Here is a 25,109-nt window from a genome sequence, read left to right on the forward strand (position 1 = left end):
TCACTTTTCTTTTTTAACCTCAAACTTGTAACCGACACCCCAAACCGTAACGATATCCCACGTTGAATCCTTCGGGATATCCAGCTTATGTCTGACGCGCTTAATGTGGGTATCAACCGTCCGCGTATCTCCGTAGTAGGTATAACCCCAAATCTTCTCAAGCAGTTGGTTCCGTGAGAACACGATGCCCGGGTTTGAAGCAAGGCACCAAAGCAGTTCCATTTCCTTGGCTGTGAAGGTAATTTCACGGCCAAAGGCCACAACACGGTATTCACTGAGATTGATCATCAAGTTTGGATATTCCAGCACCTGTTTGTTCTGGGACTGCAGGAACTGACTGCTGCGGCGCAGGACAGCCTTGACGCGGGCCACAACCTCACGGGTATTGAACGGTTTCGAAATGTAATCATCGGCACCCATTTCAAGCCCCAGGATACGGTCATCATCAAAATCTTTGGCCGTCAGCATGATAATCGGAATATCAGAAATCTTACGGACCTGCTTGCAGACTTCAAAGCCATCCAATACCGGCATCATAATATCAAGCAGGATAATATCCGGCTTGCCTGCCTGCAGTTGGAACAGTGCTTCAGCGCCGTCCGCTGCTTCAATAACTTTGAATCCTTCCTTCTTAAAATATAAGCTTAAAATATCACGAATCTGAGCTTCATCATCGGCAATCAGTATTGTTTGCTGTCTGTCCATGTTTATACCCTCTCCCAAGTATAACTCCCATGCAGCATAAAAATCATGGGTACAAATACATCTTCAAAATTTCCTTATCTTATTATTATACAACGCAAAAGTCGAAAAGACAAATAAAGAAATTATAAAGGGCAATCGTAGTTTTCTGCGAAAGACTTTGTATAAAATGGCAAAACAATGAGGTAAAACGAATCCATCCTCATCCGACCTGCCACTTTGCTGATTTTCTCAGCACTCGCAACTTTTCAGATTTCCTTTTTCATCCACTGATGCGGTACGCCTTCTTCATCTTCGATGGGGCCATAGGCCGTAAATCCCAAGGTCTTATAGAAATGCTGGGCGCGAACCTGAGCGTGGAGTTTAATTTCTTTTGCGCCCTCTTTTTTTGCGGCGGCAATGGCTTCCTGCATCAATCGGGAACCAGCTTTTTTGCCGCGGCAGGATTTCATGACCGCAAGGCGCCCAAAAATAAAGACGCCTGGCTCCTCGCCCGAAAAAATACGAAATGTACCGACAGGATTTCCGTTTTCGGTAAGAAGTCCGTGAAGTGCCTTCTCATCAATCTCATCAAATTCATTTTTAAAGCCTTGTTCCTTCATAAATACAGCTGTACGAACAACACGAGCCCCTTCCGGCAGTTCACGATATAATTTGAATTCCATTGCTTGATATCCTTTCCATAAAAAATGACCGGAATACTCCGGCCGTTTTTTCTTAAGATCTTTTCTGCAGCAATCTGGCATATTCCTTTTTTAAGACTGCAAATGTCTCATCACTGATATCGTGTTCAATTTTACAGGCATCTGCTTCCGCATTTTTCTGCGAAACCCCTAAGTTGACCAGAATATGAGTCAGAACCTGATGCCGTTCGTAAATTCGCTCAGCAATATCACGTCCCTGCTCCGTCAAAGAAATGAAACCGGATTCATCCACTTCAATGAGCCCTTCCTGACGAAATTTCTTCATGGCTACACTGATTGTCGGTTTGGAAAACCCCATCTCATTGGCAATATCGATTGACCGTACCAGACCCAGTCTATTTTTTAACACCAGAATTGTTTCTAAATACATCTGCGCTGATTCATGCAGCTCCATTTATATCACCCTTAATCTTAATCTCCCTTACTTATTCTAACTATTATACAATGCTGACCCCATTTTTACAACTTTCAGGACGCAAGTGCTCTTTAAAGCAGAAAAAGAGCGTTCCTTTTTTCCCAAAAGGAACGCTCAATTCATCAAAGAACTCTTGCTGCGCCGATGTAACGGGCACCCCAATAACCGTCAAACACGTTGGAAACGGTTACACCCGTGCTGGAACCAGCCTGCAGCATCTTGCCATCCCCAATGTAGATACCTACATGGGAGGGACCCGGTTCATACGTTTCAAAGAAAACCAAATCTCCGGGCTGAAGGTTTCGGGCAGAAACCTTCGGATAACTGTAATACTGCGTATCCGCTGTTCTCGGAATGGAAACACCAATCTGGCGGAACACATACTGTGTATAACCGGAGCAGTCAAACCCCCATGGCGTTGTGCCGCCAAATACATAAGGCACACCGACATACTCAAAAGCACGGCTGATCAATTTTCTTGCCGCACCGCTGGAGTACCGACCACCGCGGCCATAACCACCTGCATAGGACGGCATCTTCTTGCCCATCAGCTTGGCATATGTAGCTTCAGTAACTACACCGTCAGATTTAAGTCCCATGCTTGCCTGATACTTTTTAACAGCATCTTTTGTACGGGCACCATACACACCATCAGGAATGCCGATATCGTAGCCTTCCATCAAAAGCTTTTCCTGGATGGCCGCTACCTCAGGACCGGATTCACCCTGATGAAGACTAGCTGCACTCGCACTTTGTCCGGGTAATACCGCAATAGCTAATGCCGCTGCGAAGATTACCCCACGCACCATCTTCCTGATAATAATAAACACATCCTCTCGAACGCCTACGAAGTTAGCTGCCGGGTTCGGGTCGAGATCCCCTATTCCTAACGGAAATTCACCCCACTTTGGGTCCTCCGCTCGTATCACTACGATTAGGCTTTTAGAAAAATTTAACACGAGTATATTATAACAACCGCCTTTTTATTTGTCCAATTTTGGGCTATTTTTTCACAATATGTTCACGGACTATATAAAGCGGTCTCTGCTTCACCTCATCAAAAATGCGTCCCACGTACTCCCCAACAATGCCAATTCCCATAAGCTCCACGCCGCCGAGGAAGAATTGGGCAGCTGCCAGTGTGGACCAGCCGGGAACCGCATCATCGGCAATATATTTGACGTAAAAAACATGCAGCAAAAAGAGTAAGCTGCCAATGCCACAGATGAGTCCTGCGTAAAAAGCAAGGCGCAGCGGTACGCGTGAAAAGCCCGTAATCCCATCCAGGGCGAAACGGATCATTTTCTTCAGGCTGAATTTTGAATGACCGGCAAAACGCGGCGGTGCCACAAAAGGAATTGCCGTGTAACGAAATCCAAGATTATTCACCATGCCACGAATAAACCGAGCCCGTTCCCGGTAGGAACAGAGTGCGTCGACGGCTTTTCTGTCCATCAGACGAAAATCTGATCCGCCCGGGGTAATCCGTACTTCGGACATAGCGTTGATTAACTTGTAATACAGCTTAGAAGTTATATTCTTGAACGCTGTAGCATCTTCCGTAGCTTCCCGGACAGTCTGCACAATCTCGTACCCTTCTTCCCATTTTTTAATCAGTTCAGGTACAAGTTCAGGCGGGTGCTGCAAATCTCCATCCATAGAAATTACGGCATCTCCCGAAGCATGATCAAGACCGCAGGTCAGTGCCAGCTGATGCCCGAAGTTTCGGGAAAAGAGATAGCCCTGTACGCGATGGTCCTTCTCCGATAACTCGCGAATAAACTCAGCCGTTCTGTCTTTGGAGCCATCATCAATGAAGAGAAGTTCATAGTCATAAGACAAAGGCGCCATTACTTCCGTAATGCGCCTGTAGAATTCATGGATATTCTCTTCTTCGTTGAACATTGGTACAACAAAGGAAATTTTTTTCATGCCATTCATCTCTTCTTATACTGAAGCAATGGCGTTTTCATACACAGCCTTCGGCTGCACGCCTGTGTAGCGTTCTACTTCTTTTCCGCCTTTAAAATAAATAACCGTCGGAATAGCCGCAATGCCAAATTGCTGAGCCACGTCCGGAAGCTGATCCACATCTACCTTAGCTACCTGTACGTCCGGATGTTCCAGGGAAAGTTGTTCGATGACAGGAGCTACCATCTGGCAGGGTCCGCACCAGGTTGCCCAGAAATCCACAATCACAAGATGATCCGTCGTAGAGATAATTTTATCAAATTCCGATTTACTTCCTACATAAAGTAATTCCATAATGTACCTCCTCTGTCAAAAAGACAGTAACGAGAAAAAATGTGTGAGTGCTCACTAAGCCGAGTTCTGTTACGATAATCATTTATCTAGTTCCATAGTTACCTATGGACTCAAGCGACGCAACCCGGAAGGATCAGCGGGCCGCTTCATCCCTTCCCTATTAGGTCTTGCTCCGGATGGGGTTTACCTAGCCGGCCAATCACTTGACCGCTGGTGCGCTCTTACCGCACCGTTTCATCCTTACCGGCAAGCCGGCGGTTTATTTTCTGTGGCACTTTCCTTGGGGTCACCCCCACTGGACGTTATCCAGCATCCTGCCCTGTGGAGCTCGGACTTTCCTCATCAGCTTTCGCTGCCGCGATTATCTTTCGCACTCACGTTACTGAATATATCATATGAAGGAACCGGTGGCAAGTATCTGAAAATTATGGCAGATGGCAGGCAGCAGTTAGCTGCCAGTTTGCCTGACGGCCATAAAGGCGCTTTTAGCATTCAGCATTTGGCATTTAGCTCATTCTGCTGCAGTACAAAAAAGTGGCTAGTGAATAGTGGGAACAGTGGTTAGTACACTCCTGCGAGTATTTTTTCTAGCGGATTCTTGAGGAAGAAAGAAGCGGACAGTAAGTAATAAAATAAGCCTTCGGCAGAAAGGGTCATCACCCACCGCTTTCCGGAAAGCCCGATACCATCGGGCCTTCCTGCGGTTCCCCCTCTTCAATGTCGCGCAGCGACGTCGAAGAGGGTCACTAGTGTGCTACATTGCGATTTGGTTTAGATTTTACAGGTGCTTTAGCGGACCAATCCCTGTTATCCAACTGAACACCCACCGCAAGCGGTCCCCCTCTTATTTTCCGGAGGAAAACAAGAGGGCTGAGGGCTGGGGGCTGCTGCATCTATTCTTGTCTATTTCAAAGTTTACCTGCTTCGCCTTTATACAAATACCGCTGAAGCATTTTATCGTACTCCCAGGGGTCATTACCCTCTTTTTCATGGAACTGGTTCATAATGGAATCCAGTTCGTCTGCATAATGCACGATAAAAGCTTCTTTCGTCGCGCAGAAAACCGGAGACCCCTTTTCCTTATCCCCATGATGGGACAAGATGATATGCAGCAGATGTTCCCGTTTTTCTACGGAAAGAGAAGGAATCTTCGCACTGACCTGACTCACCATCATGGCCCCCATAGCGATATGTCCCATCAGTCTGCCTTCAGTCGTATAAGGAAATCCCAGGTCTGCCGAAATTTCCCTGATTTTACCGAGGTCATGCAGCAAGGCCCCCGCAATGACAAGGTCCATATCGACGCCGCCAATGGCACGTGCCATGGCACATGCCAGTCTTGTCATTGACACGGTATGGTGCAGCAGGCCGCCGACATACGCGTGATGCAGGCGCATCCCTGCAGGATTCCGGATGAACCGCTCGTAGAGAGCGCCGGAATAAATTGTCTGAAGCAGCGTATGCAGGCCTTCATCCTGGACGCGGGCGATAAATGTCTTGAATTCCGTTTCTAATTGCTCACGGTCAATGTTGCCCTGCGGCAGCAGATTGGAAATATCATCATGTTCCCCTGCCGGCACTGCTTTTTGTACAATGACCTGCAGCATCATCGTATTGGAGTATTTATTGGCTTCGACTTTGCCTCCGATGATATACGGAGAAGGGCCGGTCATAGCCCGAAGCCGGGTAATAGGTCCCATTTCAAAACAGATAAAAGGAATACAGCCGCTGTTATCTTCCAGCAGCCCTTTTGCATACGGTTTGCCGTTTGAAGAAGTGCCTACCTTTTGGAGCCTGACCAGGCAAGGCTGCTCCATTTCGTTACCCAGTTGGAATTCTTTAATCATGGGCACCTCTTATTACACAGACTGCATAACTAATTCTTCATGAGCACGAAGAATTTCAATATCCCGATCGGTTTCGGTGACCCAGCCTCTCAGTACTTTCTCCAATTGATCGATGACCGGAGATTCAGTCAGCTGATGCGTGCCGTCTACGATATTAATGCCAAGGTTCAGGGCTCTCTGTGCCACATGGTACTTCAAATCGCCCGTTACCAGCGTATCGGCACCGGCCGCCATAGCGTCTTCCATCAAATCAGCTCCACCGCCGCCAATGACAGCAACTTTGAAAACCGGTTCATCGCCGCCGGCAAAGTTCAGATGCTTGGCACCGAGCGCCTTTTTAACATACTTGGCAAATTCCTTGAGCGGCATCGGTTCATCGAGCATACCAATCCGGCCAAGGCCTTGTTCCGGGCATTCCTTGCGGGGAATTTCCGTTACATCTTTTAAGTTCAGAAGACCGGCCAGCACATCATTGACGCCGCCCTTAGCTGCGTCAAGATTAGTATGAGCCGCATAAACAGCGATGTCATGTTTAATCAGTTCATAGGTCATCTCCATCTTTGTGTCCGTGACAACGAGGGAAGATGGAAGCTTGAAATAAAACGGATGATGAGTGATGACCATATCCACACCGGCTTCGATGGCCTGTTCGGCTACATCCGGCATGAGGTCGAGGGCGACCATAATCTTATGAACCGGGGCTTCGATATGACCCAGGAGCAGGCCGGGGTTATCCCATTTTTCCGCATAAGCAAGCGGGGCCAGTTCATTCATGAAGACGCAGATATCACTGACTTTTGTTTCCATTGAGTATCTCCTCCAATTGTTTTTTAATTGTTTCACATTCCAGGTAGTGCTGACTCTTTTTTGCAGCCTGGCTATGCTGCATTGAAGTGAGCACATGATTATATTTATCCAGGAGGTGTTTAGTAAAAGGAACGAGCAGCGGATGATGCTTTCTTACCACATCATCCCCTACGAAATAGGAAATTCCGGGATAACGGTACGCTGAATCTTTCTGCAGCACCAGAATTTCATAGATTTTGTGGTTTTCCTCTACAAGATTTTCCCCTACAATCCCCCAGCCATGTTCTTCACTCCAATGGCGCAGGAGCTCACTATCGCTCATGGGCTGCAGCACCATGGAAGTGCAGGCTGCGTCTTTCCAGACAGCAGGCGAAGCTTCCAGAATCTGGAGCATTGTACCGGCACCCATGCCGGCAATAACGATGACATTGACTTCGCCCGGCCGGGCAACTGTGAGACCGCTTCCCCGGCGCACCTCAATCACATCACTTTTGTGATAAAGCGCCACGGTCTTTCGGGCCGCTTCACACGGTCCTTCGACAATGTCTCCCGCAATTGCCTTTCGTACCTTTCCCTCACTCGTTACGAGTACGGGAAGATAGGCATGATCCGTGCCCACGTCGATTAACGTACCGCAAGGCGGCACGAGAGCGGCAATAGCGGCCAGACGAGCTCCAAAATTCATGATATCCTCCTTGAAAGTATCGGTTGATACGATACATTGCGAATAATCTTTTATATTATAACATAGGAATACAACACACGGTGTACAAATCCTTGACCTACGGGATAAAAGCTGTAGCGCTGTAACCTGGCTGAAGCGCTAACGCTTGGCTGAGAATAGGAAGGAAAAGACTCGCATTTCCATACTCAAAACTCACAACTCCTAACTCATGGCCTTATTTTCCAAATAAAAAACTGCCGCAGCACGCTGCGACAGTTTTTTACTTTATTCTGTTTCCAATCCGAGCAAATACTCTCTTGCCTCATCGAGGCTCGTCACGTCGGTCCAGCCAAAAACTCTCAGTTTATGAACAAGGCCAAAAGACGTCCCCAATCTGTGAATCAGCGCCTTTGCCTGACGATGAATTTCGCGGCCTACAGGACTTGCCACATAGCCTTTCATGGCTTCATCAATGAGCTCCCGGTGTTTCTTAGAAAACTTCTCCCGGAAACAACTGTGTACAAAGAGAAATAAATCAAGAACCCGCGGATCCGCTTTGACAAACTGCTTTTCATTTTCCCAATCAAGGAATGTCACTTTATCTGTTTCCTTATCATAGGCAATATCACGCAGTGCCGGACGTCCGTGATGAAGACCGCATTCGTGCAGCCGTGCCAGGCTCTCACCCACCTTTCGAAAAGCGTGCATTCGGCAGGATTCCCAAGGTGCTTCCTTGGCCACGCCCTGCATAGTCTTACCGACAGACCTCATGACGAAGTAAGCGTCATCAAGCAGCACAATTTCCGGTGCCAGGGGATAATACTGATTGACGGTCATAATTTTGTAAACTTCACACCAGAAGGCCGCAGCCACATTCTGCTTGGCGAACTTATTCCGCCCATTGGACATCTTCCGCTTTACAAAATACGGTTCATCCTCAAAGAGCAGCGGAAAGACCCGTTTTTCCGGCGATGCTTCAATCGCCTTGTCGACGGCTCTTTTTAAATCAAGATTGATCATAAATCTGCCCTCTTTCAAGGCAGAGAGAGGATGAGTTTCCGGGTTTTCAGAATTTTGGCCGGAGACATGCTGAGTTCATCCACTCCCATGTCAATAAAGGTTGGAATCAATTTCGGATCGGCCGCGGCTTCCCCGCAGATTCCTACCCAGATACCGGCGTCATGACCGGCGCGAATTGTCTTATGAATCAGCCTCAGTACAGCCGGATGGCCCGCACTTGCCATTTCTTCAAGAGCCGCATTCTGACGGTCCACGGCAAGCGTATACTGTACCAGGTCATTCGTTCCGATACTAAAGAAATCTACTTCTTCCGCCAGTTCATCACTGATGACGGCTGCTGCCGGGGTTTCAATCATAATTCCCGTTTCCAGCTTTTCATCGAAAGGAACGCCTTCCTTTACCAGCTGCTCCATAGCTACCTTGAGAATCTTTTTGGCAGCCTGAATTTCTTCTATTGATGTGATCATCGGGAACATCACAGCAACCTTCCCGTAAGCGGAAGCCCGCAAAATAGCTCTGAGCTGGGTATAGAAAATTTCCGGACGGCGCAGACAAATACGAATGGCCCGCATGCCGAGAGCCGGATTTTCTTCTTCCGGAAGGTCGAAATAAGATGCTTTTTTGTCTGCACCGATATCCAGTGTACGGATGACGAGTTTTTTACCCTTGAGTGCCTGGGCAGCCGTACGATAAGCTTCAAAAAGATCATCTTCCGTTGGATAATCATCGCGTCCCAAATACAGGAATTCACTGCGGAAAAGGCCTACGCCTTCCGCGTCATTCTGTATCACAAGGGGCATATCAGAAACCTGACCTACATTGGCAAACAGGTCAATCTTACGTCCGCTCTTTGTGACTGTCGGGGCTCCGATAAGGGCAGCCATCTCGCTTTGCTGAGCCTTAGCTGCCGCAATCTTGTTCTGGATAGCCATAAGAATCTGTGGTTCAGGATCCAGATAGGCTCGGCCGGCCACACCGTCTATAGCGGCAATATGGCCATTAAATTCCTCCGGAATCGTTTCTCCCGTATTGACCACAGCAGGAATCCCCATGGTCCGGGCCAGGATTGCCGTGTGGGAATTGGCGCTGCCGCCGCTTGTGATGAAGCCAAGCAGCATCCGTTTATCGAGCTGCACTGTCTCACTCGGAGTCAGATCGTCGGCACACAAAATGACGGGCTGCGTAATCTTGCTGATCCAATCGCCGTCTCTCGCAGAGAGCGCTTCGACGAGCTGACCGGCGATATCCCGCACATCCGTTCCGCGTGCTTTCATATAGTCATCATCCATGGATTCCAGCATCCCGGCAAATTGCTCACCTGCGGTCTGTACGGCCGCTTCCGCAGTCAGCTGGTGCTCCTTGATGAAGCCTTCAATCATTTCATTTAAATCGGGGTCCTGCACCATAATGGCGTGCATTTCAAAAATTGCCGCTTCGTCTTCCCCAATTTCTCTTTTTGTTTTCTCCTGCAGGGCTTCAAGCTGCGCCAACACCTTCTGCTGGGCTTTATGGTAACGCACGAGTTCAGCTTCCGGATTCAGACTCCTGACGAGCGTAACACCCATTTGCTGCCGGGCTGCAGGTTTGACCAGAACAGGGCCTGCAGCAACTCCTGCAGAAACTCCTTTGCCGCTAAGTACAAACATACAATCCCCCGCTTATAAGTTTTCCTTCAGGAATTTTTCTACAGCTTCTGCTGCAGCTTTTTCATCTTCGCCTTCTACCGTAACATTAATGGTCATGCCGGACTTAATGCCCATGCCCATAACCGTAAAAATTCTCTTCAGATCACCTTTTTTACCATTGCCTTCAGCTTTGATGCTGGATTTGAAGCCATTAGCCAATTTTACAAGCATGCCTGCGGGTCTTGCATGAATACCTGCCGGGTCTTTGATGGTATACGCGAACTGAACCATAATGAAATCCTCCTTGTTTTATTACAGAAATATAATGCAATTCTGTGCTTTCTTTATATTTTATCTATTATTTACAGAGAGTGCAACCGATAATCGGGGCGAAAGGGAAAGAAGTGGTTAGTCGGAAGTGGCTAGTACTGTAGTGCGGGCAGATTGTCAGGCAAAGCTCGGCAGATAGCAGATGGCAGTTAGCCGTTAGCCGTTAGCTGCAGATTGCAGAAGGCTGATAAAGGCGCTTTTAGATTTGGCTTTTGGCATTTAGCCTCACCTGAAGCTAAGTGATTAGTGGATGGTGGTTAGATGGTTAGTACAATCGCGAGGGCAGCTGCTTTAGCGTACCAATTCCTGTTATCCCACTGAATACCCACCGCAAGCGGTCCCTCCCTCCCTTATTTTTTTGTCAAAAAAAACAAGAGGGCCGCTGCATCCTTTTTAGTTTTGTGGAATATCTACAGTCCTGTCTTTATCGTGTATAATTAAGAAAGAACAATATTTCTGTCATAAAAAGGAGACGCTATGATTTTAAATACAGGCAGCCGGACGGACATTCCGGCCTTTTTTACGCCATGGCTGCTTAACCGGATCCGGGAGGGATATGTTCTCGTTCGTAATCCTTACCGGCCCGACTGGGTCACTCGTTACCGCATAGACCCTGCTGTCGTCGATGCCATTGTCTTCTGCTCCAAAAATCCACGGCCGCTTTTGCCTTATCTGGGCGAGTTTGCATCGTTCCGAACGTACTGGCATATGACGATAACCCCTTACGGTAAGGACATTGAGCCCCACGTCCCCGATGTTCCGGAAGCACTGGAAACGTTTAAGGCTCTCTCTCATTTTGTCGGTGCAGATGCCACAGCCTGGCGTTATGATCCTGTCCTGCTTGCCGGCCCTTATACCTTGGAATTCCATATCTGTGCCTTTACAAAAATGGCACATACGCTGCAGGGATATACCAAAGACTGCGTTGTGAGCTTCATTGATCTCTACGAAAAAACAAAACGCAATTTTCCCGGTATCCGTACTGTATCGCAGGAAGAACAGCACATTCTCGTCCATGCCTTTGCCAAAGCGGCCCGGGATGCCGGCATGATAATCCACCTCTGCCACGAGTCAGCATCACTGGAAGAGCCAAACGTCGATACAAAAGGCTGCTTTACCAGGGAAATTCTCGAAAAAGCTCTCTCCATCAGGCTCCGGCCACCTGTCCAGAAAACGGCCCGTCCAGGCTGCCCATGCCTCCTCGGTGCTGACATTGGTGCGTATAATACGTGCCTTCATGGATGCCGTTACTGTTACGCCAATTATGACCAGACTATCGTACACCGCAACTGGAAACTTCATGACCCAGCCTCTCCTCTCCTCATCGGCCATGTGCAAAAAAGCGACACTATTCACAATGCCGAGCAAAAAACATGGATTAATCCGGAAATAACACTATTTTAATATTGATTAAAAAAGACTGTCACGCTGATGCGCGGCAGTCTTTTTTTACGTAATTTTTACATAAGTATGTTTCTATCCATAGCTAAGGGAGTTTTTCAAAAAGCTGCTGACCCAACGATTTTACTATCCATTTTTCTACTCAGGGTTACAAAAGAGCACAGGCATATTGTATACTATTGTCTATTTTTATTATTTTCTGTTAATTTTATTATATTTTTATAAAATTTTTATTTATTATGGAATTAATTTGTAAAAATCTATAAATTTACTTTATTTATTATCAAGAATGAGCTAATATAAAAAAGATAATGATTATAAAATAATATTTCATTGTTAAAATTATTTCTTTTGTTCCAGTGGAGAGGAACTGAAAATGGAGACAATGACGTAATTTATTTGATTTGCTTAAAGGAGGATTTAATGATGATTTGATGACTTTCTTCTTTCCTATGGAGGGGAAGTTATAGAAGAAAGCATCTTACTTTTCTATTTTGTTTATATACAGGGATTATTTGATGAATCACAGTAACAAAGCAGTATTCATGTACTGCTTTTATATAGGGCATCAAATAAAGGGGGAAAAATAATATGAACAGAGTGTACAAGGTTATCTACAACAAAAAAAGACAACTTACGCAAGTTGTCTCCGAAATCAGCGGTGGTTTTACCCGATCAGAGCGTATAGGACGGCGCAGGGAGCTGCGGTGTCTGGTTTTGTCATGCCTTGTGATGACATCCGTATGGATTTCACCACTGGGAGTACAGGCAGCGACGCTGGAGGAGCGAGTTGCGGCAAACGCTACAAAGATTTCACAAAATGCATCCAATATTGCCGCCAATAAGACAGCCATTAACCAGAATAAGGCCAACATTTCCGCCAATAAGACGGCTATCAACCAGAACAAGACCGACATTGCTGCCAACAAGACGGCCATCAACCAGAACAAGACTGACATTGCTGCCAACAAGACGGCCATCAACCAGAATAAGGCCAATATTGCCGCTAATAAGACAGCCATCGATCAGAATAAAACAAACATTGCTACTAATAAAACTTCCATCAATACAAATAAAACCAACATCGCTGCTAATAAATCCGCCATAGACCAAAATAAAACCGACATTGCTGCCAATAAATCTGCCATTGAGCAAAATAAAAATAATATCGAAGCCAACAAAACGGCCATCGATACAAATAAATCCAATATCACTACGAATAAAAATAATATAGAGGATTTGGCCAACTCTTTAGGGCTTACCGTGGACAATGACGGAAACATCACGGGAAAATCCAGCCTGACCAAGTATTTCAAGGCTAAATCCTCTACTTCGTCGTATACAGAAACGGTTACCAACCCAGACGGGACAACGACGACTAAAACGACGACACTCAAGGACAAAGAAGCAAGCGCCAATGGTGATAACTCTGTTGCCGTAGGACCGAACGCTTCCAGTAACGGCAAACAGAGCGTAGCCCTGGGCGACGGGGCCGTTACCAAAGGAACAGCCAATCGCGGTATTGCTATCGGTAAGGGCGCCATTACGGGCGTTACCGCTGACATGCCGGCAGATCAGGGATCGGATGTTTCTACCAGTTCGGGCGGCATCGACTCTATCTCTATCGGTACGGATGCAAATTCCCGCGGCAATGATGCCATTTCTATCGGCCATAATGCAGTCGTTCAAAATATTCCTGTCGATGGATCCGGTACAATGGTTTCTAAAGGAAGCATAGCAATCGGCAGCGATGCGAAGGTCTATGGATCCAACAATTCTCTCGCCTTTGGCAGCGGTGCTTCCGTTGCAGCTGACAACGTAAACGGGAATACGGCAGATGAGGCTATTGCCATCGGATATAATGCAGCCGTTAAACAAAATGCGACCCGGGCGATTGCCATTGGATCCGAATCCGTAGCGAATAAAGCAAATGCAATTGCCATTGGTTACAAATCAACATCAGAAAAGAATAGTCTTGCTCTCGGAAATGAGGCAAATGCGGCCGAAAAAGGTCTTGCTATTGGCAATGGAGCACAAAGTAAGAGTGCCAACGCCCAGGCCTTTGGTAATGGAGCTGTTGCGACCAGTGAAGGTGATATCTCCATTGGTAATCAGGCAGGTGTTGGATCAGATTCCAAGCGGGCCAATGTGGATGGCGCTATTATCTCCATCGGCGTCAAAGCCGGTCAGAATGTAATCGGCACGGCTAACGTCGCCGTTGGTAATAACGCCGGATCCAATGTCCACAGCAACTACAACGTAGCTGTTGGTTCGGAAGCCGGCCAGGGATTCCAGACGGAAGCATCCACGGATAATCCGCAAAATGGTTACAACGTCTCCATTGGCTACAAGGCTAACGATTTTTCCGATAACAGTGCTTCTTCCAGCATTCAATATGCAACAGCCATCGGTGCCCAGGCCAAAGCTTACAGCAACGGTACAGCTATTGGACGGGCCGCCCTTGCCAATGGTGACTATACCTTAGCGCTCGGTGAAAATGCTCATGCCTACGATGGATCCAGTATCGCTTTTGGTGCTAATTCCACGGCCAGACACGGCAATATTGCTATCGGTTCCGGATCCGATGCAACAAGCGAGGTTTCAGGAACCGGCTATCTGACGAATCAAGCAGTGCCTACGAGTTATATTTCCGTAGGAAAAAGTGACAATTTGCGCCGCATTTCCAATGTAGCGGACGGTTCTGCCGACAGTGATGCCGCTACCGTGGGACAGTTGAAGTTGGTTGAGTCCAAAATCCAGTCGGGGAGCGGTACGACAGGCGGCGTTACCCAATCTTATGTAGATACTAAGATTTCTGCATTGACAAGCAGCATTGAATCCCTTAAACAGAAGTATTTCTCCGTTAGCTCCAATGCGGAAACCAACCAGAACAATAAAGATAATAACGGAGCATCAGCAGACAATAAAAATGCCATGGCTATCGGGCCGGGCGTTGCAGCGGAAGCTGATGACGCTGTTGCCGTAGGTAACAACACCAAAGCAGTGGGAGCCGGCAGTATTGCTATTGGTTCGGAAGGACCTGTAGATTCCGGTGACAGCGGCGACAGCAATCACAACACGGCAGCAAACGGAGAACGTTCCGTAGCCATCGGTTCCGGTTCCGTAGCACAGACCGATCATTCCATCGCCATCGGAACGAGAGCAACCAACTATAACCAAGTCAACCAAGACAATGAGGCCTCCAATCAAGGCAACAAGTCAATTGCTATCGGCTATTACGCTGAAACATCCGGAGACAGCGCCGTTGCAGCAGGCGATCAGGCCGTGGCTGCCGGTAATGGCTCTGTCGCCATTGGCAAGAGTGCCGGAACCCTTGCCGGCGCAAAAGATTCCATTGCCGCAGGTACAGAAACGCAAGTTAAAGGTGCAACTTCTACCGTCGTGGGTTCTCATAATAATATAGTAGGAGACCGCAGCCATGCTTTTGGTACCGGTAATACAATGAAAAACACAGGTTCCGGTAAGGTAGATCCAATTTATGAATCGGGCATGGTTGGCAACGATAACACCATTTCCGCCATCAATAACAATCAGGATGATCATGTTGGTTCCGTCACTGACGCTCATATGGTGGGCAACAAAAATATCGTCAGTCAGGAAAATGAAGGCTTTACCATCAAGGACGTCCAGATTAGTGGTTCCAGCAACAAGGTTCAGGGAGCAGATAGTACCGCTGCTGAAGCAGGAAGCCTGACAGGCGTTACCATCGATGGTTTTGGCAACACTGTTAAAGGCCGCAACCTCGACTCCAAGCTCAATAAAACCGAAAACATCAACATTGTGGGTAATAACAATACTGTCGATGTTAACAATGCAGGCAATAAGTCGAACTTGAGCAATGTACAAATCCTGGGCAGCAATGTCAACGCCACAGTTGGTAATTCCGCCTATATTGGGTCGGGAAGTTCTGCTAAAAAGACATCTGACAATACAACAGCCGGTGTAGGAGCATATTCCGAGGATACCTATAAGAAACGCGACGGTACGACACCACAATTTGCCGGTTCAAACGCAAGCGGTGTCGTCACCGTGGGCAGTTCAGGCAAGGAACGCCGCATCCAGAACGTAGGTGCCGGACTTGTCGGAGCCGGCAGTACTGATGCGATCAACGGGTCCCAGCTCTACTATGCAACCCGCGATCATCACTATTTAGGCGATAACTCGGATCTTGCACAAAATCGGAATGTCGTCGATGTAGGATCTGACGGCCATATGAATGTCGTCGGTCAGACCACGGATCTTAATGGAAACCGCATTACGACGACCGATGGTCTCGATAAGCAGCTGACAAATGGCAATATCGGTGTTGTTGCCGATAGTGAGAGCCACTCTATGGTCGTTAAGCTCAACAAGGACGTCGTCCTTGGCAGCGATACGCAGGACGGCTCCTTAACGCTGAAGAATAACAATGGACAGCAGACTGCAAAACTTACCGCAACTACGGCTTCTTCGAACCTGGATGGCAGCGCTACCATTAACCGTGCGGCCCTTTCCGGAACAGCAAATACTTCCAGCCGGATGCGCCGGGGAGCAGCAAACTCGAATGAATCTACATACGCAGTAGCCACCATGTCTGACGGTTTATCCTTCGTCGGAGATGATGGAACAGCCGTAAATCGGGTACTGAATACACAGCTTTCCCTGCAGGGCGGTGCCACCGGTACGCTCACGAATAACAATATCGGGGTCAACAGCTTCTCAACAGACGACGGAACGACTGGTTTCAAGGTTCAGCTGGCTTCCGATCTGACGGGGCTTAATTCTGTTACGACCAACAACCTGACTGTCAACGGCGGGGATTTGAAGGTAGAAAACGGAACCAACGTAAATATGGGCGGTAACCAAATTCATAACGTGGCTCCAGGCACCGCATCTACAGATGCCGTCAACGTCAGCCAGCTGCACGGACTTACCATGGACGTCCAAAACGAATTTGAGCGTGTCGATGGACGCATTGATAACCTCGACAACCGCATCAGTCACGCCGGTGCCAATGCAGCGGCTCTTGCTGCCCTCCACCCCAATGATTTCGATCCCGATGACAAGTGGGACTTTGCAGGCGGCTACGGTAATTATCGCGGTGCCAATGCTATGGCCCTGGGTGCCTTCTATCGTCCGACTGAAGACGTGATGTTCAGTGTCGGAGCTTCCATAGGCGGCGGTGAAAACATGGTCAATGCCGGCGTCACCTTCAAGCTCGGCCAGAAGAACCATGTTTCCAATTCCCGCGTGGCCATGGCCAAGGAAATCCGCGATATGCGTAAAGCTCTGGCGGAACAAAGCGCTGAGATTGCCGAACTTAGAGCGGCCCACGGCATGAAGATCGATCCTATGAAGAGCGACCTCTTCCCTGATGTGGCAGAAAACCACTGGGCTTATGAATACGTCTCCAAGCTTGCCGGTAACGGTGTGCTGAAGGGCTATCCTGACGGACTCTTCCATGGTGACCGCATGATGAGCCGTTATGAATTTGCCGCAATCGTTTACCGTATCGTTCAAAGCGGTGCCGGGTCAACCGATCCTGAACTCAGCCGCCTCGTGAAGGACTTCTCACCTGAACTGAGATACATTCGTATCGATACAATTCAAAAAGATAAAGACGGAAATCCAACCATTGAACGTGTACGTGTCAATAAGCTCAATAAGACCAACGCTTAAAGCAGCTTGTTTGGGAGAATTCAATATTTGGAAGAGTGTTATCCCTCTCCCTCTTTCCGTGTGATATTCTCCATTTCCCACTTTAAGGAGCCGTGCAAAAATGATTTCATTTTGCACGGCTCCTTTTACGCAGGTCGCCGGTTGCTGGCCGCTCGTGGAAGAAAAATGACAAAGCATTTTTCTGCGAACTTATAAAAATAAAACCTGAAATTTAGATTGACTGCTAAATTTCAGGTTTTTATTATTTTATTTGAATCAAAAGCCTTATCACACTGCTGCAGACGAAGCTAAATGCCATAAGCTAAAAGCCAAAGGCGCCTTTTTATTTCTTCACAGCCTCTATTTCAAGGCAAGACACTGCATAAACAGATCTTGAGCGTTATATTTTACGGTTACTCTTATTACAAGTTATATTCCTTTTGCGGATTGCCGGAAAAGTCAGCAATGACGGCATGAGCGTCCTTCAGATAAAACACTACGAAGATGGGATTAGACGGCTTGCCGTACTGCCCTTTGACGGTAGGATTCCGGAAGCACATTTCTTTGGCTGCCCTATTGTCCTCAAAAACAGCTTTGCCATTCAGACGAATCCATGCATAAGAAGGGCTGGAAACAGTAACTTCGATGTAGGGATTAGCCTGCATATCCTTATAGACTTCCTTGGTATTATTCGTGCAGAACCACAGTTTACCATCCATTTCCCCGGCAAACATGAAAGGACGGCACTTTGCCTTGCCGTCACGGCCTACAGTAGCCAGATACTGCACAGGATTTTCCAGCAAAAACTTTACGACATCGTTCATGATATATATACCTCCGATAAGTGATTATTTTACGTGAATTCCCATTGATACTCAATGGACGGGATTTTCCTAATCTTTAGAACCGGCGGAATTACGAGGACTCCAGAAGCGCCGGAACATCTTTCTAAGATACCCGGATAGTTTAAAAGTGAGTCTTCCCCCACTTTGTTTTTCATTAAGCTTTGGTGCGGCCGCTTTCCTCAGCTCATATCTATGTTATAGGCACTACGGGCTCATATGTAAAGTAAGCACAATATTGTGCTGTAGTTACCATAGGGAAACTAATGTGTAATTATGCGGAGATAACATTTTCCTGTTTCTGCAATTTTTACAAATTTATCGGCCGAAAAAAATGATTTTAAAATCTACGGTCATTCTGAAGGACTTGAATTGCACTCCCTATTATGCAGCGCTATAATGTTTGTAAACTTTATTCTAGAATCTAAGCCGCAAATTTAATGCTAAGTATCAAATAGAAACTAAAGAAAGAAGGCGTACCATGCTGCCAGTGAAACAATTACCCCCCTGCCCGGTGGAAACAACACTTATGCTCATCGAAAATAAATGGAAAGTGCTCATTCTGCGCGATTTGATGCCAGGAAAGAAGCGCTTCGGGGAGCTAAAGAAATCTATTGGTCACGTGTCTCAAAAAGTACTGACCGCCCAACTCCGGGATATGGAAGCCAAAGGTCTTGTCGACCGACGCATATACGCAGAAATTCCGCCGCGTGTAGAGTACAGCTTAACCAGTCTGGGCAAGAGTCTGAAGCCGATTCTGGACGCCATGCGGGTGTGGGGCGAGCAGTACCAGGCGCAGTATCAGGGAGATAAAGTGCTAAGTAAATAGTTTTTAGCGGCTGGTACACTCGTACGAATATTTGCTTTGGCGGATTCCTAAAAAGGCAGCTATAAAACAGGCCGTCTTTATAATTCACTGCAAACCACTTATCTATTTGTGCCGGTAGTTTGCAGACTGTGAAAAAAAGGCTGTGAAGCAATAATCAAGCATTGCTTCACAGACCTTTTGACTGCAGTCAAAGATTTAATGCCACAAGATTTTTAATTTAATAAATTGTCCAGCGCTTCTCCACGTATTAATTTTTCTACCTGGCCGGCAAAAAATTTAACCCTTTTTTCATGATATTTTACGCCGTCAGGTAATCCTGCTGTATGCGGCGTTAGGAGCACATTGTCCATATCACGTAAAGGACTATCCGGCGGCAGTTGTTCCTTTTCAAATACGTCCAGGCATGCACCGGCAATCTGCTTTGTCTGTAATGCCTCAACAAGATCCGCTTCGTTTACCACTTTTCCTCTCGACGTATTAATCAGTAATGCGTCTGATTTCATTTGAAGGAAAGCGTTTTTATCTATCATCTTTTCAGTTTCAGGAGTCAATGGCACGTGAATTGTCACAATGTCACTCTTAGCATATAAAGTTTCAAGATTTACCTGCATTATTCCAGATATATTTTTTCTGTGTCTGCTGTAACCCAGTATATTCAAATGAAATGCATGGCAATACTCAGCAACTTTCCTGCCAATGTTCCCCAGTCCAATAATCCCTATCGTTTTCCCGGATAATTCTGCGCCTTCATATTGCAAAAAGTGCTCATCCTTATGAAGCTTCATAAAATGGTCAAGATACACAATATTTTTGTACCAGCATAAAATAAAGGCTAACACATGTTCCGCTACCGCTTCCGTATTAATTCCGGAAGCATTGCAGACCTTAACACCAAACCTGGAACAATCTTCAAGATTCACATTGTCATAACCAACGCCCGTCTGAACCAACTTTAATTTCTTCGCATGAGAAAGAAATTCTGCATTGATTTTGATATGTTCCGGTATGATTACATCCGCATCTTCAATCTCCTGAACAGCCTTATCTTCTGTAATCATTACGACTTCCCACGCGGAAGAAAAATTGCTCTTAATTTTTCTTACTGTCTGATCAGGAAAATCCCCGATAAATACGACCTTCATTTCTTATCTCCTTTATTTCTTAAGAGAAAATAACTAAGAAAAACCAATTAAGTTAATCTTATTATCTCTCCAGACTTTAACCATATCAAGCAGACGCAAAAAGAGCAGCGAGACAATGCTCGGTCATTGTCTTACTGCTCTAAATTTTTATATCCAGCTATTCAGCACAGCAAATCTGCAGCTTCATTCTTACAATGCCACCGGGAAGCCTTTCTCCTTCAGCACGTTTCTGGCCTTTTCGATGTCTTCTTTGGCCACCATGATGTAGTACCAGTTGCGGTCGATTTTACCTTTGGGACCAAAGTCGCGGATGTCGAGTTTGGCGCCGCAGCCACAAACGGGAGCTTCCGACGGTACTTCCGAAGAGGAAATGGAAATACCGGCCTCTTTCAGTGCAGTACGGGCCTTTTTCCATTCAACCCGCTTTCCCTTTTCCTTATAGACATCGAATTTCTTATCAAAGAATCCCATTTTCTTCTCCTTCAGCCATCGGATAGTGGAAAAGTCCGAACTCAGCCGGTTCCTTGTCCCCTGTCAAATAACTCGTTTCGTTAAGCAGAAATACGGAATGCTCTCCCCATTTATTGATTCCGATCATTGTAAGTGATGCAGGCCGGATATCAAAAGAAATCCGTTTCTCCACTACTTCGTCAATAGAAAGATTGAGCCAGTAAAATAATATATTCTGGATAGTTCCTTTGTGGGAAACAAGAATAAGCGGTCCTTTTTCCTTAAGCAGCGGAGCAAAACCCGCCACTGTCCGTTCATAGAAGGTACGCCGCGTTTCGCCCCCATCATAATTTACATGGTCGACTTCCCGGCCTGTCAGGGGCGGATGGTAAAAGGCCTTAGCCTCTTCCACTGAAAGCCCGGCGGCTTTGCCATTATTTTTTTCCCTCAAAAACGAACACGGAATGATTTCTTCAGCACCGACAGCATGAGCAATCAAACTGCCGCCCAGCGCTGCTCTCTGCAGATCACTGACATACACTTTCGGTTTGGGCTGATTTTGAAAATCCCGGGACAGAACGTTCGCCAGGCGCTGCATCTGCCACTTACCGCGCGGCGTCAGTTCTGAGTCGGTCCAGCCCCCAGTCAGCGACTGTACATGATGTGCGGCTTCCCCATGCCGGACCAGTAAAATCATCACGATTCCCCCTGTCACTTTCCGTTAAATGTACCGCTTCAGCGTGATTCCTATACGGCCTTTCTTCGTCGTTCCCCGCACTTCAGCCAGTTCTACGCGTCCGCGGGAACGGAAGGATATAATATCCCCTTCCTTAACCGGCATCGAAGGACTCTTAGCATCCTGCCAGTTGACCCGGACATTAAGTCCCTTGATTTCGTCAGCCATACGGCTGCGGGACACCCCATAGCCGGCAGCGGCTACGGCGTCCAGCCGCAGTGCAGATACGGTAGCAGAGATAATTTTTACACGCTGTTCTTTTTCTTTGAGTTCGTCAAGACCAATTTCTTTAACTTCCACGACAGCTGCTCCGATTTTGGTCAGGTTGCTGAGCACATACTGAACCATAGGCTTATCGACGACCATCTGACAGCCGTCGCTATTAAAAACAATATCGCCCAATACATCCCGCGTGCAGCCCATACCCATAAAGGCACCGAGCACATCGCGGTGACCCAGGTCATAATAGCGCTTATCCCAGAGCACCTGCAGAGCTGCAATGGCAAAATCCGGCTGTCCGTAAAAGTCATCACAGATAAAAGCGACTCGCATCCGTTCCGCATTGAGGAATCCGCCATTTCTCTCAAGACGGATCTGCGGGAAGTTGGCAGCTACGATTTCAGCCACATTCTGTTCGTGGGGATCCATGAATCCGCTTATCTTAAAGCGGCGGCTGCGCCGTGCCGCATCCGCTAAATCCAGCATTTTGCCGGCAAATTCTTCGTCACCGCCGGACTTAAAAAAACGTAAGATTTTTTCTCTGTCAGCCATATTATTTCTTCAGCGCCGCGCTTCTGTCCAAAACAGCCTGCACCGCGTCATAGAACGCTCCTCTCACTGCATGATTCTCCAGGGCTTTGATTCCGGCAATTGTCGTGCCGCCGGGGCTCGTTACCTGGTCTCTGAGCTGAGCCGGATGGAGACCCGTCTTCAGTGCCATCACTCCGCTGCCTGCCATGGTCTGGGCGGCGAGCTGGATAGCGAGTTTCCGCGGCAGTCCTGCCATGACGCCGGCATCTGCCAGAGCATCAATGATGACAAACATATACCCGGGACCGCAGCCGCTGATAGCCGTAATGGCTTCCATAGCACTTTCATCTACCCAGACAGCTTCACCGCAGGAAGTAAAGATGGCTTCCACAGCCTTTTTATCAGTCTCAGAAACATCTTCCGTTGCGGTGAGGGCACTCATACCCATACCGACGGAAAGCGGCGTATTTGGCATAACACGCACGATAGGATGACCCGGAATGAGCGCCTTCAGCATATCAATGGAATAACTGCCCATAATAGAGACGATGCAGGCATCTTTTTCCAAAGCTGCACACAGATCCGGCGTTACTGCCTTCTTAGCCATCTGCGGTTTCACAGCGAGCACAACAAAATGGGCTCCCTTTACGGCTTCCGCATTGTCATGCGTCACAGCAATGGCATAATTCTCGGTCAGGTATGATTTACGGCCTTCTGAAGGTACACCTGCTGTAATTTGATTTTTCGTTACAAGGCCACCTTTTAAAATGCCCTTTAAAATAGCTTCCCCCATAGCTCCGCAGCCAATGAAGGTAATCTTGGTATCTTTGCTCAGTTCTCCCATGGAGCTGCGCCTCCTTCTTTCGTATAGTTCGTATTTTCCACGTCAATATCCACATTTTGCGGAGCACACACCATAATATTGCGGCCGATTTTTTTCATCGTACCATCAATGGCATAAATCGTGCCGCTCATAAAATCGACAATGCGCTTCCGGACATCTGTGTCGGTATCTTCGAAGTTGATGACGACCGGCTGGTTCTTTCTGAGGTAATCAGCCATTTTCTGGACTTCGTCAAAATTAATCGGTTCGACAACAACGACGCTGACCTGATTATGAGAAAGCGGCATGGAAATCAATTTATCCTCTTCACGTTCCTTTTTTCTGCCAAAAAGGAAGGAATCGCGCCGTGACCCGCGGGCGTCCCGTTCATCCCAGGTTTTGGCGCCGAACATGGAAACAACGTTATCGCCCTGCTCAGTTTCCATTTCTTCGTCTTCATAGTCTTCCATATCATCGCCGATACCGAGTTTTGCTAAGAGTCTTTTGATAAAATTCATGATTTGCTCCTTAAAATTTTAACGAATAATCGCGGGCACCGTAAAGCGCTGAACCTACGCGGACTTCATTAGCGCCTTCTTCAACAGCAATCCAGTAATCATGGGTCATCCCCATGGAAAGAATATTGCAGTCTTCGCTGCCAAGAGATTTTTTGAGCAGTACAAAATCTTGATACCCGGCAGCAAAAACAGGACGCGTTTCTTCTACATTATCCGTAGCCTGAGCAATGACCATGACACCGCGGACACGGATATGGGTGTAATTTTTGAGAGTGGGAATCACCGCACGGAATTCTTCCGGAGAAAAGCCGCTTTTCTGCGGTTCCCGGGCTTCATTGATTTGAAGCAGGACATCCATCACCTTATTTTGAGCCGCAGCCGCCTTATCGATATGTTCCAGAATCTTTGTGCTGTCAACAGACTCAATGATGGCAAAGTGCTCTACGGCATGCTTGACCTTATTTGTCTGCAAGTGCCCAATCAAGTGCCATATGCCGCCCGGAGGAAGTACTTCCTGCTTATGCATGGCTTCCTGCACGCGGTTTTCCCCAATATGAGTCAGCCCGGCTTTCAAGGTATCCGTCACGATGGAAGCAGGATGATTTTTAGTGACAGCGAGAATAGTCACCTCCCGGCCTGTAATTTTTTCTTCTTTACGATTGGCCAGGGCCTTTTGAATCCTGTCCTGAACTTCTTTAATCTTATCTTCCAACATGGGAATATCCATCTCCCTTTTACTACTTTTTATAAATAATGGCAGCCATACGTCCTGTATGGCCATGTTCAGCCCGATAGGAAAAATAGAGATCATGATGGCAAGCTGTGCAAAACCGGGCAATGAGAATTTGTTTCTCAGGTACGCCGGCCGCAAGCAATTCCCACCGGTTCATCTCCCAGAGGTCCAGCTGATAATGATCTTTCCAGGTAGGACGAAAGCACGCTTCCATTCCGACTGCCTGCTCCAGCACGCGGCGGTCCACTTCGTAGCAGCAGGCCCCGATGGAAGGCCCTATAGCTGCCGTCAAATGCTCCGGACGGCTGCCAAACTGTGCCTTCATGAGGGCAATTCCTTTATCGACAATACGAGCTACACTGCCGCGCCAACCGGCATGAACCAGGCCGACAGCTCCCGAGACTGTATCCGCCAGCATCACGGGGACACAGTCCGCATAAAAAAGCATCAGCGGAAGCCTTTTGCAGTCAGTAACGAGACCATCTGTATCGGGAATCGTCGATGCAAAATTGCGTGAGCCCCGCCCTGCTTCTTTTTCTGTGACAGCGACTACGAGACTCCCGTGGACCTGGGCGCAAGTTACTGCCTGATCCAATGAGAAACTCATCGCCGCAGCCACTTTCTCCCGGTTACGGACAACCTTCTCCGGGTCATCACCGACATGAAGAGCCATGTTAAGTGCTCCCGGACAAATATCACTTTCGCCGCCCATGCGGCAGGTAAAACCATGAATAAAACCCATCTTTTCCAGTGCGGGAAAGTACCCGATCCGGATTCCGTTTCTTTCCTTGAACGCAAAGTCTGCCATAGGTACTCCCCCCTCATCATCTATCAGATGTTTTCTGCCA

24 protein-coding genes, 1 other RNA gene and 1 riboswitch are annotated in these 25,109 nt (G+C 47.4%); of the genes, 3 read left to right on the forward strand and 22 right to left on the reverse strand.

What is annotated here, in order from left to right; all coding sequences use genetic code 11:
- The 13 genes from LKE33_10310 to LKE33_10370 form a co-directional block, all read right to left on the reverse strand.
- Positions 1-705, reverse strand: coding sequence for a response regulator transcription factor (locus LKE33_10310; protein MCH3951311.1), 705 nt, complete (start codon positions 703-705; stop codon positions 1-3).
- Positions 706-950: 245 nt separating this feature from the next.
- Positions 951-1,367 carry a GNAT family N-acetyltransferase gene (locus LKE33_10315; protein MCH3951312.1) on the reverse strand — a complete coding sequence of 139 codons (417 nt, stop codon included), beginning with the start codon at positions 1,365-1,367 and terminating at the stop codon, positions 951-953.
- Between the two features lie 52 nt (positions 1,368-1,419).
- Positions 1,420-1,800, reverse strand: coding sequence for a metal-dependent transcriptional regulator (locus LKE33_10320; GenBank protein MCH3951313.1), 381 nt, complete (start codon positions 1,798-1,800; stop codon positions 1,420-1,422).
- Between the two features lie 143 nt (positions 1,801-1,943).
- Positions 1,944-2,630: an NlpC/P60 family protein gene (locus LKE33_10325; protein MCH3951314.1), complete on the reverse strand. Its 687-nt coding sequence runs from the start codon at positions 2,628-2,630 to the stop codon at positions 1,944-1,946.
- A gap of 19 nt (positions 2,631-2,649) precedes the next feature.
- Positions 2,650-2,772: riboswitch (cyclic di-AMP (ydaO/yuaA leader) on the reverse strand.
- A gap of 51 nt (positions 2,773-2,823) precedes the next feature.
- Positions 2,824-3,753 (reverse strand): glycosyltransferase family 2 protein, encoded by a 930-nt coding sequence (locus tag LKE33_10330; GenBank protein ID MCH3951315.1) that lies wholly within the window; start codon positions 3,751-3,753, stop codon positions 2,824-2,826.
- A 15-nt stretch (positions 3,754-3,768) separates the two neighbouring features.
- Complete coding sequence (trxA, locus tag LKE33_10335) at positions 3,769-4,086, reverse strand: thioredoxin (protein MCH3951316.1); 318 nt, start codon at positions 4,084-4,086, stop codon at positions 3,769-3,771.
- Positions 4,087-4,125: 39 nt separating this feature from the next.
- Positions 4,126-4,464, reverse strand: an RNA gene (rnpB, locus tag LKE33_10340) — RNase P RNA component class A.
- Between the two features lie 530 nt (positions 4,465-4,994).
- Positions 4,995-5,933: an HD domain-containing protein gene (locus tag LKE33_10345; GenBank protein ID MCH3951317.1), complete on the reverse strand. Its 939-nt coding sequence runs from the start codon at positions 5,931-5,933 to the stop codon at positions 4,995-4,997.
- 12 nt (positions 5,934-5,945) lie between these two features.
- Positions 5,946-6,740: a Nif3-like dinuclear metal center hexameric protein gene (locus tag LKE33_10350; GenBank protein MCH3951318.1), complete on the reverse strand. Its 795-nt coding sequence runs from the start codon at positions 6,738-6,740 to the stop codon at positions 5,946-5,948.
- Positions 6,721-7,425: a class I SAM-dependent methyltransferase gene (locus tag LKE33_10355; GenBank protein ID MCH3951319.1), complete on the reverse strand. Its 705-nt coding sequence runs from the start codon at positions 7,423-7,425 to the stop codon at positions 6,721-6,723. Before LKE33_10355 ends, LKE33_10350 begins: the two co-directional genes overlap by 20 nt.
- A 264-nt stretch (positions 7,426-7,689) precedes the next feature.
- Complete coding sequence (locus tag LKE33_10360; GenBank protein MCH3951320.1) at positions 7,690-8,424, reverse strand: hypothetical protein; 735 nt, start codon at positions 8,422-8,424, stop codon at positions 7,690-7,692.
- A gap of 14 nt (positions 8,425-8,438) precedes the next feature.
- Positions 8,439-10,070 (reverse strand): phosphoenolpyruvate--protein phosphotransferase, encoded by a 1,632-nt coding sequence (ptsP, locus tag LKE33_10365; GenBank protein ID MCH3951321.1) that lies wholly within the window; start codon positions 10,068-10,070, stop codon positions 8,439-8,441.
- Between the two features lie 12 nt (positions 10,071-10,082).
- The gene (locus LKE33_10370; GenBank protein MCH3951322.1) at positions 10,083-10,340 is read right to left on the reverse strand and encodes an HPr family phosphocarrier protein; all 258 of its coding nucleotides are present in this window, start codon (positions 10,338-10,340) and stop codon (positions 10,083-10,085) included.
- A gap of 516 nt (positions 10,341-10,856) precedes the next feature.
- Between LKE33_10370 and LKE33_10375 the strand changes: the two genes are divergently transcribed.
- Together LKE33_10375 and LKE33_10380 are read left to right on the forward strand one after the other, a co-directional pair.
- Positions 10,857-11,783, forward strand: coding sequence for a DUF1848 domain-containing protein (locus tag LKE33_10375; GenBank protein ID MCH3951323.1), 927 nt, complete (start codon positions 10,857-10,859; stop codon positions 11,781-11,783).
- 588 nt (positions 11,784-12,371) lie between these two features.
- Positions 12,372-17,459, forward strand: a complete 5,088-nt coding sequence (locus LKE33_10380) for a YadA-like family protein (protein ID MCH3951324.1) — start codon at positions 12,372-12,374, stop codon at positions 17,457-17,459.
- A 401-nt stretch (positions 17,460-17,860) separates the two neighbouring features.
- Here the strand turns inward: LKE33_10380 and LKE33_10385 are convergent, their stop codons facing one another.
- Positions 17,861-18,262 (reverse strand): pyridoxamine 5'-phosphate oxidase family protein, encoded by a 402-nt coding sequence (locus LKE33_10385; protein ID MCH3951325.1) that lies wholly within the window; start codon positions 18,260-18,262, stop codon positions 17,861-17,863.
- A 499-nt stretch (positions 18,263-18,761) separates the two neighbouring features.
- Between LKE33_10385 and LKE33_10390 the strand changes: the two genes are divergently transcribed.
- Positions 18,762-19,109 carry a helix-turn-helix transcriptional regulator gene (locus LKE33_10390; protein ID MCH3951326.1) on the forward strand — a complete coding sequence of 116 codons (348 nt, stop codon included), beginning with the start codon at positions 18,762-18,764 and terminating at the stop codon, positions 19,107-19,109.
- A gap of 212 nt (positions 19,110-19,321) precedes the next feature.
- Here LKE33_10390 and LKE33_10395 read toward each other — a convergent pair whose 3' ends face one another.
- The 8 genes from LKE33_10395 to pgeF all read right to left on the reverse strand — a co-directional run bounded on the left by LKE33_10395 (position 19,322) and on the right by pgeF (position 25,069).
- On the reverse strand, positions 19,322-20,251 hold the full coding sequence (locus LKE33_10395) for an NAD(P)-binding domain-containing protein (GenBank protein MCH3951327.1): 930 nt from the start codon (positions 20,249-20,251) through the stop codon (positions 19,322-19,324).
- A gap of 189 nt (positions 20,252-20,440) precedes the next feature.
- A complete protein-coding gene (locus LKE33_10400; GenBank protein ID MCH3951328.1) occupies positions 20,441-20,722 on the reverse strand; it encodes a hypothetical protein in 282 nt (93 codons plus the stop codon).
- A complete protein-coding gene (locus LKE33_10405; GenBank protein ID MCH3951329.1) occupies positions 20,709-21,398 on the reverse strand; it encodes a histidine phosphatase family protein in 690 nt (229 codons plus the stop codon). Before LKE33_10405 ends, LKE33_10400 begins: the two co-directional genes overlap by 14 nt.
- Before the next feature lie 24 nt (positions 21,399-21,422).
- Entirely contained in the window at positions 21,423-22,208 is a 786-nt protein-coding gene (locus tag LKE33_10410; GenBank protein ID MCH3951330.1) for a YlmH/Sll1252 family protein, read from the reverse strand.
- Between the two features lies 1 nt (position 22,209).
- A complete protein-coding gene (gene proC, locus LKE33_10415; GenBank protein ID MCH3951331.1) occupies positions 22,210-23,031 on the reverse strand; it encodes a pyrroline-5-carboxylate reductase in 822 nt (273 codons plus the stop codon).
- The gene (locus tag LKE33_10420) at positions 23,019-23,528 is read right to left on the reverse strand and encodes a cell division protein SepF (GenBank protein ID MCH3951332.1); all 510 of its coding nucleotides are present in this window, start codon (positions 23,526-23,528) and stop codon (positions 23,019-23,021) included. Before LKE33_10420 ends, proC begins: the two co-directional genes overlap by 13 nt.
- 10 nt (positions 23,529-23,538) lie before the next feature.
- Positions 23,539-24,243, reverse strand: coding sequence for a YggS family pyridoxal phosphate-dependent enzyme (locus LKE33_10425; protein ID MCH3951333.1), 705 nt, complete (start codon positions 24,241-24,243; stop codon positions 23,539-23,541).
- Positions 24,244-24,265: 22 nt separating this feature from the next.
- Positions 24,266-25,069 (reverse strand): peptidoglycan editing factor PgeF, encoded by an 804-nt coding sequence (pgeF, locus tag LKE33_10430; protein ID MCH3951334.1) that lies wholly within the window; start codon positions 25,067-25,069, stop codon positions 24,266-24,268.
- Between the last annotated feature and the right edge of the window lie 40 nt (positions 25,070-25,109).

Origin of the sequence: Acidaminococcus sp., assembly GCA_022482815.1 — a bacterium.
Classification (GTDB): domain Bacteria; phylum Bacillota; class Negativicutes; order Acidaminococcales; family Acidaminococcaceae; genus Acidaminococcus.

Excerpts from the sequence above, each read along its gene's own strand:
- LKE33_10310 (MCH3951311.1), bottom strand. The coding sequence starts at position 705 with ATGGACAGACAGCAAACAATACTGATTGCCGATGATGAAGCTCAGATT.
- LKE33_10315 (MCH3951312.1), bottom strand. The coding sequence starts at position 1,367 with ATGGAATTCAAATTATATCGTGAACTGCCGGAAGGGGCTCGTGTTGTT.
- LKE33_10320 (MCH3951313.1), bottom strand. The coding sequence starts at position 1,800 with ATGGAGCTGCATGAATCAGCGCAGATGTATTTAGAAACAATTCTGGTG.
- LKE33_10325 (MCH3951314.1), bottom strand. The coding sequence starts at position 2,630 with ATGGTGCGTGGGGTAATCTTCGCAGCGGCATTAGCTATTGCGGTATTA.
- LKE33_10330 (MCH3951315.1), bottom strand. The coding sequence starts at position 3,753 with ATGAAAAAAATTTCCTTTGTTGTACCAATGTTCAACGAAGAAGAGAAT.
- trxA (MCH3951316.1), bottom strand. The coding sequence starts at position 4,086 with ATGGAATTACTTTATGTAGGAAGTAAATCGGAATTTGATAAAATTATC.
- LKE33_10345 (MCH3951317.1), bottom strand. The coding sequence starts at position 5,933 with ATGATTAAAGAATTCCAACTGGGTAACGAAATGGAGCAGCCTTGCCTG.
- LKE33_10350 (MCH3951318.1), bottom strand. The coding sequence starts at position 6,740 with ATGGAAACAAAAGTCAGTGATATCTGCGTCTTCATGAATGAACTGGCC.
- LKE33_10355 (MCH3951319.1), bottom strand. The coding sequence starts at position 7,425 with ATGAATTTTGGAGCTCGTCTGGCCGCTATTGCCGCTCTCGTGCCGCCT.
- LKE33_10360 (MCH3951320.1), bottom strand. The coding sequence starts at position 8,424 with ATGATCAATCTTGATTTAAAAAGAGCCGTCGACAAGGCGATTGAAGCA.
- ptsP (MCH3951321.1), bottom strand. The coding sequence starts at position 10,070 with ATGTTTGTACTTAGCGGCAAAGGAGTTTCTGCAGGAGTTGCTGCAGGC.
- LKE33_10370 (MCH3951322.1), bottom strand. The coding sequence starts at position 10,340 with ATGGTTCAGTTCGCGTATACCATCAAAGACCCGGCAGGTATTCATGCA.
- LKE33_10375 (MCH3951323.1), top strand. The coding sequence starts at position 10,857 with ATGATTTTAAATACAGGCAGCCGGACGGACATTCCGGCCTTTTTTACG.
- LKE33_10380 (MCH3951324.1), top strand. The coding sequence starts at position 12,372 with ATGAACAGAGTGTACAAGGTTATCTACAACAAAAAAAGACAACTTACG.
- LKE33_10385 (MCH3951325.1), bottom strand. The coding sequence starts at position 18,262 with ATGAACGATGTCGTAAAGTTTTTGCTGGAAAATCCTGTGCAGTATCTG.
- LKE33_10390 (MCH3951326.1), top strand. The coding sequence starts at position 18,762 with ATGCTGCCAGTGAAACAATTACCCCCCTGCCCGGTGGAAACAACACTT.
- LKE33_10395 (MCH3951327.1), bottom strand. The coding sequence starts at position 20,251 with ATGAAGGTCGTATTTATCGGGGATTTTCCTGATCAGACAGTAAGAAAA.
- LKE33_10400 (MCH3951328.1), bottom strand. The coding sequence starts at position 20,722 with ATGGGATTCTTTGATAAGAAATTCGATGTCTATAAGGAAAAGGGAAAG.
- LKE33_10405 (MCH3951329.1), bottom strand. The coding sequence starts at position 21,398 with ATGATTTTACTGGTCCGGCATGGGGAAGCCGCACATCATGTACAGTCG.
- LKE33_10410 (MCH3951330.1), bottom strand. The coding sequence starts at position 22,208 with ATGGCTGACAGAGAAAAAATCTTACGTTTTTTTAAGTCCGGCGGTGAC.
- proC (MCH3951331.1), bottom strand. The coding sequence starts at position 23,031 with ATGGGAGAACTGAGCAAAGATACCAAGATTACCTTCATTGGCTGCGGA.
- LKE33_10420 (MCH3951332.1), bottom strand. The coding sequence starts at position 23,528 with ATGAATTTTATCAAAAGACTCTTAGCAAAACTCGGTATCGGCGATGAT.
- LKE33_10425 (MCH3951333.1), bottom strand. The coding sequence starts at position 24,243 with ATGTTGGAAGATAAGATTAAAGAAGTTCAGGACAGGATTCAAAAGGCC.
- pgeF (MCH3951334.1), bottom strand. The coding sequence starts at position 25,069 with ATGGCAGACTTTGCGTTCAAGGAAAGAAACGGAATCCGGATCGGGTAC.